13 protein-coding genes and 3 pseudogenes are annotated in these 13,661 nt (G+C 62.0%); 10 read left to right on the plus strand and 6 right to left on the minus strand.

Translation table 11 applies throughout. The features are described 5' to 3' along the window. Window positions 1-85: 85 nt before the first annotated feature. The 5 genes and pseudogenes from AC3FLX_RS31560 (at window position 86) to AC3FLX_RS31580 (ending at window position 3,358) form a co-directional block, all read left to right on the plus strand. A complete protein-coding gene (locus AC3FLX_RS31560) occupies window positions 86-520 on the plus strand; it encodes a YeeE/YedE family protein (RefSeq protein ID WP_488701254.1) in 435 nt (144 codons plus the stop codon). Between the two features lies 1 nt (window position 521). After that, window positions 522-953 carry a DUF6691 family protein gene (locus tag AC3FLX_RS31565; protein WP_488701255.1) on the plus strand — a complete coding sequence of 144 codons (432 nt, stop codon included), beginning with the start codon at window positions 522-524 and terminating at the stop codon, window positions 951-953. A 195-nt stretch (window positions 954-1,148) separates the two neighbouring features. After that, a pseudogene (locus AC3FLX_RS31570) lies at window positions 1,149-2,052 on the plus strand (sulfurtransferase). Between the two features lie 8 nt (window positions 2,053-2,060). Beyond that, window positions 2,061-2,636, plus strand: coding sequence for a Spy/CpxP family protein refolding chaperone (locus AC3FLX_RS31575; protein WP_488701256.1), 576 nt, complete (start codon window positions 2,061-2,063; stop codon window positions 2,634-2,636). A gap of 224 nt (window positions 2,637-2,860) precedes the next feature. Then, a complete protein-coding gene (locus AC3FLX_RS31580) occupies window positions 2,861-3,358 on the plus strand; it encodes a universal stress protein (RefSeq protein ID WP_488701257.1) in 498 nt (165 codons plus the stop codon). Window positions 3,359-3,488: 130 nt separating this feature from the next. On the opposite strand, the gene AC3FLX_RS31585 is transcribed toward AC3FLX_RS31580, so the two are convergent. The 3 genes from AC3FLX_RS31585 to AC3FLX_RS31595 form a co-directional block, all read right to left on the minus strand. Further along, on the minus strand, window positions 3,489-3,848 hold the full coding sequence (locus tag AC3FLX_RS31585; RefSeq protein WP_488701258.1) for a hypothetical protein: 360 nt from the start codon (window positions 3,846-3,848) through the stop codon (window positions 3,489-3,491). 12 nt (window positions 3,849-3,860) lie between these two features. Continuing rightward, window positions 3,861-4,505, minus strand: a complete 645-nt coding sequence (locus tag AC3FLX_RS31590; RefSeq protein WP_488701259.1) for a BON domain-containing protein — start codon at window positions 4,503-4,505, stop codon at window positions 3,861-3,863. Between the two features lie 165 nt (window positions 4,506-4,670). Further along, window positions 4,671-5,204: a flavodoxin family protein gene (locus AC3FLX_RS31595; protein ID WP_488701260.1), complete on the minus strand. Its 534-nt coding sequence runs from the start codon at window positions 5,202-5,204 to the stop codon at window positions 4,671-4,673. Window positions 5,205-5,358: 154 nt separating this feature from the next. On the opposite strand from AC3FLX_RS31595, the gene AC3FLX_RS31600 reads away from it, so the two are divergent. Together AC3FLX_RS31600 and AC3FLX_RS31605 are read left to right on the plus strand one after the other, a co-directional pair. Beyond that, complete coding sequence (locus AC3FLX_RS31600; RefSeq protein WP_488701262.1) at window positions 5,359-5,682, plus strand: hypothetical protein; 324 nt, start codon at window positions 5,359-5,361, stop codon at window positions 5,680-5,682. A 181-nt stretch (window positions 5,683-5,863) separates the two neighbouring features. Beyond that, window positions 5,864-6,082 (plus strand): YgaP family membrane protein, encoded by a 219-nt coding sequence (locus AC3FLX_RS31605; protein ID WP_488701263.1) that lies wholly within the window; start codon window positions 5,864-5,866, stop codon window positions 6,080-6,082. A 3-nt stretch (window positions 6,083-6,085) separates the two neighbouring features. On the opposite strand, the gene AC3FLX_RS31610 is transcribed toward AC3FLX_RS31605, so the two are convergent. The 3 genes from AC3FLX_RS31610 to AC3FLX_RS31620 all read right to left on the minus strand — a co-directional run bounded on the left by AC3FLX_RS31610 (window position 6,086) and on the right by AC3FLX_RS31620 (window position 8,242). Continuing rightward, window positions 6,086-7,096, minus strand: a complete 1,011-nt coding sequence (locus tag AC3FLX_RS31610) for a PAS domain-containing sensor histidine kinase (RefSeq protein WP_488701265.1) — start codon at window positions 7,094-7,096, stop codon at window positions 6,086-6,088. Between the two features lie 215 nt (window positions 7,097-7,311). Further along, the gene (locus AC3FLX_RS31615; protein ID WP_488701266.1) at window positions 7,312-7,551 is read right to left on the minus strand and encodes a hypothetical protein; all 240 of its coding nucleotides are present in this window, start codon (window positions 7,549-7,551) and stop codon (window positions 7,312-7,314) included. Between the two features lie 145 nt (window positions 7,552-7,696). Further along, window positions 7,697-8,242 carry an Hsp20/alpha crystallin family protein gene (locus AC3FLX_RS31620; RefSeq protein ID WP_488701267.1) on the minus strand — a complete coding sequence of 182 codons (546 nt, stop codon included), beginning with the start codon at window positions 8,240-8,242 and terminating at the stop codon, window positions 7,697-7,699. Between the two features lie 222 nt (window positions 8,243-8,464). On the opposite strand from AC3FLX_RS31620, the gene AC3FLX_RS31625 reads away from it, so the two are divergent. From AC3FLX_RS31625 to AC3FLX_RS31635, 3 genes and pseudogenes are all read left to right on the plus strand, one after another. Further along, on the plus strand, window positions 8,465-9,304 hold the full coding sequence (locus tag AC3FLX_RS31625; RefSeq protein ID WP_488701268.1) for a universal stress protein: 840 nt from the start codon (window positions 8,465-8,467) through the stop codon (window positions 9,302-9,304). A 305-nt stretch (window positions 9,305-9,609) separates the two neighbouring features. Further along, window positions 9,610-11,900 (plus strand): annotated as a pseudogene (locus AC3FLX_RS31630) (heavy metal translocating P-type ATPase). A gap of 1,346 nt (window positions 11,901-13,246) precedes the next feature. Beyond that, window positions 13,247-13,480, plus strand: a pseudogene (locus tag AC3FLX_RS31635) (hypothetical protein); the annotation flags it as partial. Between the last annotated feature and the right edge of the window lie 181 nt (window positions 13,481-13,661).

A 13,661-nucleotide genomic window follows, 5' to 3' on the forward strand; every position in this document is an offset into this window, starting at 1 on the left:
CGACACGAGCCGATTGCGCTTGCCGGAACCGCTCGCGCCTCTCGATGTGCCGCGGTTCAGGAGGAAATATCGAATCGGAAAACCCATGACGTTGGATCTTGATCACTTCACCCCATCGCTGTCGCTCGGCGGCGGGCTTCTTATCGGCTTGGCGGCGGCCGTGCTGATTCTCTTCAACGGCCGCATTGCCGGCATCAGCGGCATCCTGGGCGGATTGCTGGGCGTGCCTCGCCGTGACATGGCGTGGCGCGTTGCCTTCCTTGCGGGGCTGCTCGCCGCACCGGTGCTGGGCCGCCTGGCGGGTCATCCTGCGGTTGCCAGCATCGAGGCTGGCTGGCCCCAAGTACTGGTGGCTGGCTTGCTCGTGGGCATCGGCACGCGATACGCAAGCGGATGTACCAGCGGGCATGGCGTGTGCGGAATCTCGCGCGGTTCAGTACGGTCGATTGCAGGCACGCTCACCTTCATGGCAGCCGGCTTCCTGACCGTCTTCGTACAACGTCATTTGCTGGGAGCCTGAGATGGGCGTGATCACTGCGTGGGTAGCTGGGCTGGTATTTGGGCTCGGCCTGATGGTGTCGGGCATGGCGAACCCTGCCAAGGTCCTGGGCTTCCTGGACCTTGCCGGCGTGTGGGACCCTTCGCTCGCTTTTGTCATGATCGGTGCGATCTCGCTGGCCGCACTCGGATTTCTGGTCGCCCGGCGCCGTGCACGTTCGTGGCTCGGACTGCCGATGCAGTGGCCCTCCAGCACGTCGATCACATGGCGCCTGATCCTCGGCAGTGCCACCTTCGGCATCGGCTGGGGGCTGGCGGGCTTCTGCCCGGGGCCCGCATTGGTGGCGTTGGGCGCGGGATATCCGAAGGCCGCCGGTTTCGTCCTGGCCATGCTGGCGGGGATGATGGTGTTCGAACTTATCGAACAGGCGAAATCGCGTGTGGCGCGCGCTTGAGCGTGCTGATCATAGGCCTAACGTAGGTCGAACGTGGGTTGACAAAAATCAACCCCAGGTCCGCCTGCTATCCCAGAATCGGAACTGACAGGTCGTTACGCAAAGCACTGGCCGTCAAGCCAGTCCTACATCGCACTGGCCACGACGATGCCGGCCGTCCGCGAGTCGCGACCCCACACCTGAACAGGGACCAACATGCGTGACAGCGTACTCATATCGCCCGCCGAACTGGACGAAGCAATCCGTTCGGAAGCGGTCGTGCTGATCGATACGAGAGATGCGGCCCACTACGCAGAGGCGCATTTGCCCGGCGCGGTGAACATCCACGAGATATTCACCTATCTTGCAACCACCACACCCGAGGGTCTCAGGGCGCTGCGCGCTACCTTTGCGGCGGCCTTTGGCAAGGCGGGCTTGTCAGGCAATGAAACAGCGGTCGTCTATGAGCAAGCGACGGCCACGGGGTTCGGTCAATCGTGCCGGGGATACGTCCTGCTCCGATACCTCGGTTATCCGCGCGACAAGATCAAGGTCCTGCATGGTGGCTGCGTGGAGTGCGGCCGGCCTGCCGAGTACGACCGAGGTTTTCACACCTGCCTGCGCGACCTTTCCCACCACGGACGACGACACCGGCCTGCTGGTGGATCTGGCGGAAATGAAGCGCATTGTCGACGACCCGCGCATCGTGAAGCTCGACGTGCGTGATGTCGATGAGTGGATCGGCGCGAGTTCCTCGCCGTACGGCAAGGACTTCTGTCCCCGCAAGGGCCGCATCCCGCATTCCGTCTGGATCGAGTGGTACCGCATGATGAAGCCGTCTGCCACGGGGCAGCGGTTCAAGGCGGCCGAGGAAATCCTGGCCGAATGCGCCACGGTGGGAATTCGCCGCGATACGCCCGTTGTCGTGTTCTGCTTCAAGGGCGCTCGTGCGTCGAACACCTTCGTCGCTCTGGAAGAGGCCGGCATACAGGACGTACGCCTCTACCTTGGATCATGGAACGAGTGGTCGAGGGACATGACCTTGCCCATCGAAGCGGGGCTGCCTTATGTGGGCGCCGGCGCCGGGCGGCCAGTCGGTGAACGCAATTGCCAAAGCTAGGAGACGCCATGTCCAAGCATTACACATCGAAGTTCGCCATCCGCCAGGCCGTTGGCCTGTGTCTCACGTCGGTTGCCATCGTGGCGATGGCGGCGCCGCCTGCTCCCGCAGCGCGCGGCACGAACGACTGCACGCGTGGGCCCGGCTACGGGATGTATGGCCGTTACGGCATGGGGCCCGGCATGATGGGGGGAGGTATGGGCCCCGGCATGATGGGGGGAGGGATGGGTCCAGGCATGATGGGGGGCTATGGTGAGGGCCACGGGATGGGCATGGGTGCGCAGCACTGGGCGCGCATTCCGGGCATGAACCTGTCTGACGAACAACGCGCGAAGATCAATCGCATCGCCGACGACACGCGCAAGGCGCATTGGACTACCGTCGGCGCCATGATGGACCAGCAGGCGCGGCTGCGCGACCTCTACGGCGCGCAAAAGCCGGACGAGGCCGCCATCGACGACGCCTACAAGACCATCGGCAAGCTGCGCAGCCAAATGTATGACTCGACAGTCGATGCACACAAGCGCATGGAGGCGGTGCTGACGAAGGAGCAGCAAGATGTGCTCCACAGGTATTGGCGCTGAGTGTCGCCGAGGACGTAGCCCGCCAACATCCGGGCCTGCCGGGCACTGCTTTACAAGCCCGTGGTCTGCCGGGCATGCGCCGCTATTGCACGCAGACATCAGCGGAATTCGACGCAAACCTCCATCACCTTCGTTGATGCCGTTGCCAGCGATGGTGCGGCACCACCTAGGACGCGCTGCATCTGATGGAAAGCTTGTCGGGCGAATGGATTGGGAGACGGTCGATGTATCACCATGTTCTTGTCGCTGTTGACGGCGGCGCCTGCGCCATGCGTGCGCTGACTGAGGCGATCCGGCTCGCGGCGGCATGCCGCGCGCAACTGGAAGTCGTGCACGTAATTGACTATTCGTTCTTGCAGTACGACAGCGGTTACGGTATCCGGGCGGATATCATTCCGGAACTGTTGGAGTACGGTAAGAATCTCTTGCGCGACGCTGCAGGGGCGGCCGAGCAGGCCGGCGTAAAGTGCACGACGACATTGATCGATAACATCATCTGTCTGGGTGATGTCGCCGGGCAGATCCTGGAGCAGATCAACACATCCCACGCCGACGTAGTGGTGGTGGGCACCCACGGGCGTCACGGACTGAAGCGCGTATTTCTAGGGAGCGTTGCCGAATCATTGGCGCGAGCCTCCGCCGTGCCGGTGCTTCTGGTCAGGGAGGAGCCGCGCACGCATGAGATTGCTCCCGGCGAGGCGATAGCGGAAGCCTCGCGATGACCGTCGGTTTGCTGCTGCAAATGAGACCGATCTATCTGGACCGCGCCAGACCAGTTCTTGCACCAGTCACGCTAGTGGCGTGACTGGTGTCGCTGGCGGAGAATCTCGTGTGGTATCGATGTTGATCGACTCATGACCGGGCTGTAGCCCGTGGCGGCCCAGCAGGGTGTTCCGTCTGCTGTGGCTCGGAGATGGCGCTTGCCAATCCGCGAATCCGCATCAGTATGTCGCACTGGCCGAACCACGACGCGCGCACGGCGATGCAGGCGGCCTCGAATGCCTTGACGTTTCCCCCAAGGCTGCGCGCGTGCTGGAGCCACCGGCTGTGGCAGCGATCCTGATGGTCGATGTATCGCTGACGCAGCATCGGATCCAATGGAATCAATCCATCGGAAGCGGGAAACTCGGGCGCGCCAAGATAGGACTCAAACCAGAATAGGCAGGCACACGCGCGCATTCGGTCTTCGAGGGGGGTATTGACGTAAGCCATGTCGGCTGTCGGCTATCGTATGCGGAGATTGTTGACGACATCGGAAACGCCCGGTGCGGACCATGCGGCGCCGGCGGCGGCTCGGCGCTCGGCCAGCGAGTCGACGGTTCCTTCCAGCGTGACGACGCCGGCGTTTGCCTTGATGGAGATGTGATGGGCTTCACGTTCCGCATGACGCCGAAGCGCGGATTCGATCTTTCCTTCAATTGCCTCGGGCACGATCTTCGGCACGACACGGATCAGGTTCGATACACCAACCACGCCGCGGATATGGCTGACCGCGTTTTCCGCCGCACGGCGCTGAAAGCCCCATTGGACGGTGCCACGGAGCGTAATCCAGCCCTTTTCGATTTCCACGTGCAGATTGTCGGCCGGCACATGCACATACCATTGCAACGCATTACGCGCGGCCAGCGCGACAGCTTCGTCGCCCAGCGTCGACTTCGGCGTCACCTCAAGTTTGACCACAACACCTTTGACACCGCTTATGCGCTCGGCGGCGGTTTCCGCAGCAATCTTTTCCGAGTACGTACCAACGTGGCCGGAGAGGGTCACGACTCCCTGGTGCACTTCGACACCGATACCGGCGGCAGCTACGCGGGGATCCCAGTCGAGCTCCTCATCGATAAGCTGCTTGAGTTCCATGTCAGTTTTCATTCCATCCTCCTGCCTCGGTCATGCTGGCCATCGAAGGATGGCCCTGCATGCTGCAATCTAGAAGACCCTGGCATCTGGCCCTTGACGTGGCACAAATCAGCCCATCGGCGACGGGAAGGCAGCAGCTTGCTCAGTACTGCCGGCCCGCCCGCGCTGGCATGCAGGCTAGGCTTCGTTCGGCGACAGCCATGCGGGGCGCGGAGAGGCGCCGGGATCGGTTGTCGGCTGGGAAATCAGCGCCGTTGCAAACGCGTCGATGTCGGGGCGTGCGTCGCCGCTGATGACATCACGCTGCAACAACACCATCACGGGGTGCGGAGTACGACCCAGTGCCTCGGCAATCTCCTCGGCAGCGCGGAACCCGCCGCGCGCGGCCATGACGGCGGCGGCCGCCACGCCACGCCTGAACGGGCGCTGATCCCTCAGGAAGCTGCGCATTGGTGCGGCGAGATGACCGACCCAGACGGGCGCCATAAAGACCAGGTTTGCGTACTCGGACAAGGGTGGGCCGGCGTAGCGATAGGGCACGTGCCGACGCAGAAGGTTGTCGATGACGCATCGGAGGTCACCCCGGAAGCCAGCGCGACTGACTGTGTCCTCGACTTCAAATAGGGGGCAGTCCAGACGATCGGCGAGCATTTGGGCAGCCAGTCGCGTGGTACCGCTACGAGAGTAGAAAAGCACAGCAATGTCGTTCATGGCGCGTGACCGGTAGTTGGGATCATTGGGATGCAAGTCTTCCCAACTCAAGGCTAGGTTTCTCGGATTCTCCTCGCTTGATATGCGTCAAGGTCCCGGCAGTCAGGTTTCCTACGCTGAATGCAGGAACAGACTTTCTTGTGAAGGAGTTGCGATGAAACGAAAGCTTGCACTGAGTGCGATGGCTGCTGTGGTCATGGGTTCGCTGGCCGTATCCGCCGTGCATGCGCAGAAGAACTACACCGATGGTGGGGATCTTTATGGCGGGGCACACGCGGCAACGGGCAAGGCAGCACCGTCAAAGGAAGCCAAGAAGTCATCGACACAACGCTCCGGGAAGTTCGATCCCTACACTGACGGCGTACGTGAGAAGACGACGTCTTCCGGCGCGAAGAAATTCCCTGACGAGCGCCCGCAACCGGATGACGTGGCGAGATCCGGGAAGTTCGATCCGTATTCGGAAGGACAGAGCAAGTAGGCGTGCATCGACGGGCGCGATCGGGCAGGCAAAGGCATGTCGCCACGGCATCTTGCTTGCCTTTCTCCGCAACGGCGATTGCGCCGAATCGATCTGACGCGCGGCGCTGTAAGTCATCTTTTCAAGATCGAGCTTCGCGCCACGTCTGGTGTGAAGATTGTGTAGTGGTCACGGAGACGTCATGGAACGAAACGAAGGCAACGTGGATCGCGCCCTGCGCCTGGCGGTTGGCATCGCGCTGGTCGTATTCGCCCTGGGTGGAATCATTGGCCCGTGGGGTTGGGTTGGCCTTGTCCCGCTACTGACGGGACTCATCGGCTTTTGTCCGCTCTACCGCGTGTTCGGGTGGACCACCTGTGCCCGCCGTGGCGGTACCTCCCACGGAGGTCAACACGACTGAAACCTAGCGTGCCGGTACGGCTTCCTCCGGAGCGGAGAATGGCAGGCTGGCGACGATGCAGACCCCCGCGCCAGGGTGGCTGTCGATCTGGAGGCTGCCGCCGCGTTGCAGAATACGTTCTCGCATTCCGAGCAAACCGAACGCGTCTTGCCTCGGCGCCACTTCCGGCGCGAAGCCTACACCGTCATCCTGGATTCTGAGCTGGTAGCCTTGGGCATTCGTGGAAAGGTCTACAACCACGTGGCCCGCGTGCGCATGTTTCACGGTATTGGTCAGGGCTTCCTGCGCGACCCGGTAAAGGGTGATGGCGGCCCGCTCGTCCACCGTTCCGATCGTCTCGTCGATTTGGCATTGCACCCGTAGACCGTGGTGATGCTCCACCTCCTGCGCGATCCACTCGATTGCCGCATCCAGACCGAGATCGTCGAGGAGGGCGGGACGCAGATTCGCCGCGATCCGGCGCACGGCGGAAGCCATGTTTTCAAGCCGATGGTTGATCTCGTCGAGCGTTTCGGCATGAGCGGCGCCGGCGCGGTTGGTACTAGCCGATGACATGTCGGCCTTGAGCAGCGATAGCGTCATTTGCATGGCAACGATTTGCTGACTCAGGTCGTCATGGAGTTCCCGGGCGATTCGCTTTTGCTCGTTCTCCCTGGCGTGTTGCACTAATGCCGCGGTGGAAGCGGAGCCTTCCAAATCCGATAGCCTGCGCCGGGCAGTGAGGTCCTGCGTGATCTTGGCGTAGCCCAGAAGTGTCCCGTCGTCCTTGTGCACGGCGGTGATGGTAACGTCGGCCCAAAACTGGCTGCCATCCTTTCGAATGCGCCACCCCTCGTCCTGTGCGCGTCCCGTGGTTGCCGCGGTGCGCAGCAACTGCTCCGGTTTTCCAGCAACCAGGTCTTCCTTCGAATAGAAGACCGAGAAATGTCGGCCGATGATCTCGTCGGGGGTAAATCCCTTGATTCTTTGGGCGCCGAGGTTCCAACTCGTCACATGTCCGCTGGCGTCGAGCATGAAAATCGCTTAATCACTGACGGCTTCGACCAGCAATCGATATCTGTGATCGATCTCGATGTCACTGAAGTTGGCGGCCCCTTGCCACGCCAAGCCGACAGATGCCACGGTGCGCCTCCAGTCGGAATTCCGGTGCAACTCGTTATATGCACGGCTGCCCGCGTATGCAAGGGGGCGTTGGAAAGCAAATAGAAACGGTTTTGGACTGATTTCCGCTATTCGAGATCGTATTCCCGCATTACTTCGCGCGTGACGGCCTCGACCAGTGCAAGGCAGGGCGCATTGACTCCGGGGAAGGCGTCGATCACCCAGTTGCAGGCTTGTCCGGCCGTCATTGTCCGCTTGGGAAGAGGAATCTGGCATCCCCAGCATGTCTCCCCGAGATCGGCATTATCTTGCAGCCGACGCAGTATCTCGCGACGGATTTGTTCTGCGGTAGCTTGATGCTTAATCATGGGATCCCCCGTTATTCGGCATGGGTAAATCGCTTTTCGCCGCCGTCAGCACGAACGACGCGCGATGCGCCGGGACAGAACAACTGTCTGTCACCAGAAGGCGGGCGTCGTTGGCAGAAGTGGCGCCCGGCCCGAACAAGAAGCGTTATACGGACTTGATTGCGATCTTCTTCTCCGGCTTCTGGGCTTCGGCCGTCTTCGGCAGGGTCACCGTCAATACGCCGTTCTTGAACGCCGCGTCAATTTGCTCGACGTCGACGCCCTCGGGCATGCGGAATGCGCGCTCGAAGGAGCCGTAGTGGCGCTCATGGAGGAAATAGTCCTTGTTCTTTTCCTCCCTCTCGACACGCTTCTCCCCTTTGACGACGAGCCCTCCGTTTGACAACTTCACTTCGATGCTCTTCTCATCAAGGCCCGGCAGTTCCATCGTGATTTCGTAGCCTTTGTCGGTTTCTACGAAATCGACGGCGGGACCAGCCGAGAACATCAACCCCATGTCGGGCATGGCGGATGCGAGGCCCTGCGTCAGCCGGGGGAACGAGGTCAGCTTGAAGTCCCGATCGAAGTTCTGGAACAGACGATCAACCTCGCGACGCAGTCCTTCCAACGGGTGCCACGCGTGCGGCATCCAGGGCTGCATCATTTCCTGTGGGTCCTTTGTGACAGGCAATTTGCTCTCTGTTTCGGCCATTTCATCGTCTCCTGAAAAATTGGGAAAGACGATGTCATGCTAGGTGGTGTGCATCCCGTCCCGTTGATAAAGATCAATGGCCCGCTGCCCTCGGATGCAGGGCCTCGTCGTGTGAGACTTTGCGGGCACTGAACGTGTTGGCTTGACGTATCGCAAGTGGTGGCGGTTGCCGGCATATACAGTGCGGGCAGCAGGCCTGGAGCCTGGAAGGAGTGTTTCGTCATGGACTTCGCCACGATCCTCGTACACTTGGATGGCAGCCGACACCTGCATCAACGTGTGCACCTTTCCACGCAACTGGCTCTGGCCAATGGGGCACGGCTCATTGGCTTGTTCGCTACCGCCCGGCCCGATCCCAATGACATTCGGGGCCTGATAGATGGCGATCGCTATCTCGCGTCTTTCAACACCTGGCACGATCAGGCGTGCAGGGCGGCAAGGACCGCGTTTGAGGGCGCGACTTCCGGAGTAGGTATTACGACGGAATGGCGTGAATCGGAGTCGGGCAGTCAGTCGGCCGTTCTTGTGGCGTCTCGGCTGGCCGACTTGATCGTATTGGGACAGACCGATCCCACCGACCGGATGGCGTCTGGCGATCACCAGGCGGTCGACGAGATTATCCTGCGCTGCGGACGGCCGGTCCTGGTGGTGCCGCACACGGGGTCGTTCCCAACGATAGGGCAGCGGGTGGTGGTGGCGTGGAATGGCAGGGGCGAGGCGGCGCGTGCCATTCGGGACGCCCTGCCGATTCTGGCGCGCGCCACTTCCGTCGAGATCGTGCAATGCGTGGCGCCGGATCGTTGGGAAGATCCGTGGTGCTCGCCAGGCCAGTATGCCGTCGCGTGGCTGCATGATCATGGCATTCATGCAACCCTTTCGGAGTCGATGCTGGACAACGATGCCGAGGCAGGCGAACTGCTGCTGTCCCGCCTTGCGGATTCGGATGCGGATCTGCTTGTAATGGGCGCGTATGGTCACGCGAGAATGCGTGAAGTCGTGCTTGGCGGCGCCACTCGCACCCTGCTGCGCACGATGACGACGCCGGTCTTGTTGTCACACTAGCACGCCGTGCGCAGCCCTCGCGGACGGCCGGCTGGCGGCGCGCAGCCAGCGCATGGTCTATTTCAGATTATGTGCACGGAGGCCAGTCTAGTTGATCCGCAAGTCCAGCGAAGGTGTGAGACGAAATGCGAATGATTCGTAGCGTTAATCTCATGATGCGGATGGCAGACACAATCGTTGGCGCGTTGGCACGCACCATGTATCTTGAAGAGGGAAAACGTCCCGCCGTCGCTGTTAGCGCGTGAGCCAGGCATGGTGTGCGCTGAGGAAGGCGCGAGCTGTCATGCACTGGGGGCACGATCAGGATGTCGGGTGCCAGAATGGTCAATAGCGCCGGAACAGTGTTTTCGGCCGTCACGCTTGCTGGTGGATTTGTCGCGCGGGCGTGGTTCGGGGATACCGTCGCCGACGGCGTCTGGCTGCTCGGGACGTTGCCCAACGTCATCGCGCTCACCGTCACGAGCGCCAAGGCCGTGTTTCGCAAGGAAACCGGTGTGGATCTGCTGGCCCTGGCGTCGGTGGTCGTTGCGCTGACTCTCGGCGAATTCCTCGTGGCGGCCGTTATCTCGCTGATGCTGGCCAGTGGCCGTGCGCTGGAAGACTACGCGCAGTTCCGGGCGCAGCGTGAGATGACCGCATTGCTCCGGCATGCTCCTCGCCAGGCTATCCGACAGGAACAAGGCAACTGGGTGTCCGTGGGCGTGAATGAGGTTCGCCCAGGCGATCGGCTTCTGGTGCGGCATGGCGAGGTGCTGCCCGTCGACGGTGTGTTGGCCTGCGCTGGCGATCTTGATGAATCTGCCCTGACGGGAGAGGCCACAATCCAGCGGCGGGCTGCTGGGGAAGCCGTTTGCAGCGGTGTGCTGAACGTCGGGTCCGTGCTGGAAATGGTTGCGCGTGCCACGGCGTCGGAGAGTACGTTTGCCGGAATTCTGCGTATGGTCGCGGCGGCACAGGCCGAACGCAGCCCGCTGACGCGCCTGGCCGATCGTTATGCCTTATTCTTCATCGTTGTGGCGCTGGCCGTCGCGGGTGCCAGTTGGCTATGGAGCGGAGACGCCTTGCGCGTGCTGGCCGTACTGGTCGTGGCCACGCCGTGTCCGCTGATTCTGGGTGTACCGGTTGCCGTGGTGTCCGGATTGTCGCGTTGCGCAAGCCACGGCGTACTGGTGAAGGGCGGCGGCGCGATGGAACGCCTGGCGCGCGCCAGCATCCTGTTCTCGGCACACTTACCCGCGGTGCCGCGCGGCTTGCCGAGATGGCTAGCGCGCCGGGCGAGTCGACCGAGACGCTGCTGGGCCTTGCTGCATCGCTAGGTCAGGGATCGTCGCATGTTATCTCCGATGCGCTGATGACGACAGCGCGCGAGCGTGGCATGGCGCTTGCCACGCCAGCAGGTGTGAAAGAGCAGGCGGGCGCAGGTGTCGAGGGGATTGTCGACGGTCGTTTGGTCAGGATGGGTTCCAGCGCCTATGTGGTCGGTGATGCCAGTCTGCCGCTCTGGGCCGGCGCGATAGACCAGAGTATCCGCATGGGCGGCATGTCGGCGGTGTTCGTGGCCGTCGATGGTCAACTGGTTGGCATCCTGGCACTGGCGGATGCTATACGGGCTGAGACCCCTCGTGCATTGCGGCTTTTGCGGCGCGAGGGATTTGCGCGACAGGCCATGCTGACAGGGGACCGGCAGGATCTGGCGGAAGCCCTGGGGGCAATGCTAGGTGTTGAGGAGGTCTATGCGACACAATCGCCGACCCAGAAACTCGAGCGGATTCGGGCCGCCCGGCAGGATGGGCTGGTCATTATGGTGGGAGACGGTGTCAACGATGCGCCTGCTCTGGCCGCCGCTGATGTTGGCGTCGCGATGGGCGCTCGCGGCGCGGCCTCGGCTTCGGAGGTGGCGGACGTGGTGCTGCTGGTGGACCGCCTGGATCATCTGGCTGACGGGGTGCGGATCGCACGTCGCACGCTGCGGATCGCCGAGCAGAGCGCGGTATTGGGCATGGTGCTTTCCCTGGGCGCGATGGTCGCGGCGGGCCTTGGTGTGTTGCCGCCCCTGGAAGGCGCGATTCTTCAGGAGGCGATCGATGTGTTGGCCATCCTGATGGCGCTACGCGCCGCAGTACCCGCGCGCCAGGAGCGAAAAGCGACGTTGGCCCCCGAAGTTGTGGGCCATCTGAGGGCGGAGCATGCGTTGCTGGAGCCAATCATGGACAGGATTCGCGTGGTGGCCGACACCTTGCCGACTTTGAGCGGCGAGACGGCGCGCTCCGAGTTGCGCGCGCTGAACCGGTCTCTGAGCGAGGTGCTGGTGCCGCACGAACGCAAGGACGATCTTCACCTCTACCCGGATGTCGCGCAGTTGCTCGGCGGGGAGGACCCGATGGCAGCGATGAGTGGCATGCACCGCGAGATATTTCGACTGACATCGGGACTGGACAAAGCCATCGCCGCGGTGCCGATAGATGGTCCGGGCAGCGAGGCCGTGCGGCATATACAGCGCTCCTTGTACGCCCTTGAAGCGCTCGTCCGTCTGCATTGCGCGCAGGAAGACGAGCTGTATCACGTACTCGAGAAAATTGAGCCAAAGCGGGCATGAGACCCCGCTGGGCGCACCACGCCGGATACCGGCATGCGGACGCCAACGCGACATCCTGAAGTGTGGCGACCGCACCGGGGCGAACAAGCCCAGTGCTCATGTCCTGATGGTCATTCGGGTGTCAAGACGATAGCGGGGTTCGCCAGGGTATAGCTGCACGGATAGTTTAGTGCGCCGGATGCCTGGGCGTGGATCGTGACGCCGCCAAAACATCGTGAGCCTCCAGCGGGGCCGATGTTCCGGTCGATTGGTCGAGAGCCGTCTGTGCGCAGCATCTTGACGCGCGGGCTAAAGGCGGCGCCGCGCGCAGCATGCTTGCTTCTAGCCGGTGCAGGCCTGTATCTGTGCGCACTTTCTCCGTCAGACCCACAGGCACATCAGTCAACACATGGGTCGCCCCTGCCATGACGTCATCTGCCGCGCTCGGGTGCAGGGAGCAGCATCAGACAAGCGCGGCGCCGACTGTCTCGACCACGCGCCGCTATTCAAAGAGACCTTCGTTCGCCGAATCGAATGCGTCCCGTAGGCGGAGTCGTCGAGTCCGATCGATGCCACCCACCGATGAACCAATCGCTCATCTTCTCGTGTCGAAGGCGGAGCGACGAGCGCAATCGACACGGGAATAGAAGGTCGCCGCAGCCCAACCTACGTGCGTATCCCCAAGCCTGGAGGCATTCCCAAGTCTATCAAGCAATTCCAAACTGCGCGGGTCGATGTGTTCTAGTTGCATGACCCTTGCACGCATCCCGACCTAGCTTCCTACTCAGACATCGTGAACGCGAAGACAGATAAGATTGCAAGCGCGCAGCTTGCTGTCGATGGAACATTGCCAAGTCTCGAGGGTTTACTGTGAGCTGAGGGCGCGTCCATATGGCCCAAATCTCGGATACTAGGCCATGCCAAATCAGGATCACTTCTTCAATAAAGCGATCTCGCTAGCGGAGTTTCGCCTGGGTGCTGCTCCTTCTCCATAACGGTTTCTCATTTTTCACGACGGCAAGCCTAGCGCGTTCATTGAGCGCTATCGCTCCCATAACAGTCATTCGCATGGGGCACCTCAGTGTCGCCTTGTGGCCGATCGGGTGAGGTCGCCAACGGCCGCTTGTTGGCACTCCAATTCGCAAAACCCGGATTGGCTGACCGACTGGTTCGGAGAAGATTGTCTGACCGGAGTGGGTCGACCTCAGCCCGATGCAGTTTGGAACAACGACGGTCGAGGACGCCGGCTCACTATCGGACCGTGTTCGGCCACCTAGCGAAGTCCAAGTCGCTGAATCGAACGTCCGAACCGCAGCCCAAATTGGTCATCCAGATTCGGTGCTGGCGTGGACCGGTAGAGCATCGGCGGTTACGCGCATGAGGTACTGAGCGGCAGCCGCGTTGTCCAAGTGCAAAGCCTGGACGGCACAACGTTTGCGGCCCCGGGCACGAACCTGCCGCGGTCGTTCCTGACCACCGGCGCCAGCGTGAGCCTGTTGGCGTCGAAGACGACAACCATGTCGCTGGGGCTGGATGCCGTCATCAATACGGGCCATGTGTCGGCGCAGTCGGCGCATGTTCGAGTTAACCACCGGTTCTGATCGGTGAACGATTGCATGGGAGTCACTTCGCTTCTACGAGTGCGCCGTGGCGAACGGCAGTCCTAGCCGGCCAATGCCAACGGCGAATCTCCATCGACTACCTTTGCAATGGGCATGCACGAACAAACGGCCGTCCGTACGGCGGATGGGTCCCGCTCGAAAAGTTTCAGAAAGGGGGGTG

The sequence above is a fragment of the Cupriavidus sp. 291-E7 genome (genome assembly GCF_057798835.1).

Bases quoted from the DNA above. Each gene is read 5' to 3' on its own strand.
- AC3FLX_RS31560 (WP_488701254.1), top strand. From the start codon at position 86: ATGACGTTGGATCTTGATCACTTCACCCCATCGCTGTCGCTCGGCGGC.
- AC3FLX_RS31565 (WP_488701255.1), top strand. From the start codon at position 522: ATGGGCGTGATCACTGCGTGGGTAGCTGGGCTGGTATTTGGGCTCGGC.
- AC3FLX_RS31575 (WP_488701256.1), top strand. From the start codon at position 2,061: ATGTCCAAGCATTACACATCGAAGTTCGCCATCCGCCAGGCCGTTGGC.
- AC3FLX_RS31580 (WP_488701257.1), top strand. From the start codon at position 2,861: ATGTATCACCATGTTCTTGTCGCTGTTGACGGCGGCGCCTGCGCCATG.
- AC3FLX_RS31585 (WP_488701258.1), bottom strand. From the start codon at position 3,848: ATGGCTTACGTCAATACCCCCCTCGAAGACCGAATGCGCGCGTGTGCC.
- AC3FLX_RS31590 (WP_488701259.1), bottom strand. From the start codon at position 4,505: ATGAAAACTGACATGGAACTCAAGCAGCTTATCGATGAGGAGCTCGAC.
- AC3FLX_RS31595 (WP_488701260.1), bottom strand. From the start codon at position 5,204: ATGAACGACATTGCTGTGCTTTTCTACTCTCGTAGCGGTACCACGCGA.
- AC3FLX_RS31600 (WP_488701262.1), top strand. From the start codon at position 5,359: ATGAAACGAAAGCTTGCACTGAGTGCGATGGCTGCTGTGGTCATGGGT.
- AC3FLX_RS31605 (WP_488701263.1), top strand. From the start codon at position 5,864: ATGGAACGAAACGAAGGCAACGTGGATCGCGCCCTGCGCCTGGCGGTT.
- AC3FLX_RS31610 (WP_488701265.1), bottom strand. From the start codon at position 7,096: ATGCTCGACGCCAGCGGACATGTGACGAGTTGGAACCTCGGCGCCCAA.
- AC3FLX_RS31615 (WP_488701266.1), bottom strand. From the start codon at position 7,551: ATGATTAAGCATCAAGCTACCGCAGAACAAATCCGTCGCGAGATACTG.
- AC3FLX_RS31620 (WP_488701267.1), bottom strand. From the start codon at position 8,242: ATGGCCGAAACAGAGAGCAAATTGCCTGTCACAAAGGACCCACAGGAA.
- AC3FLX_RS31625 (WP_488701268.1), top strand. From the start codon at position 8,465: ATGGACTTCGCCACGATCCTCGTACACTTGGATGGCAGCCGACACCTG.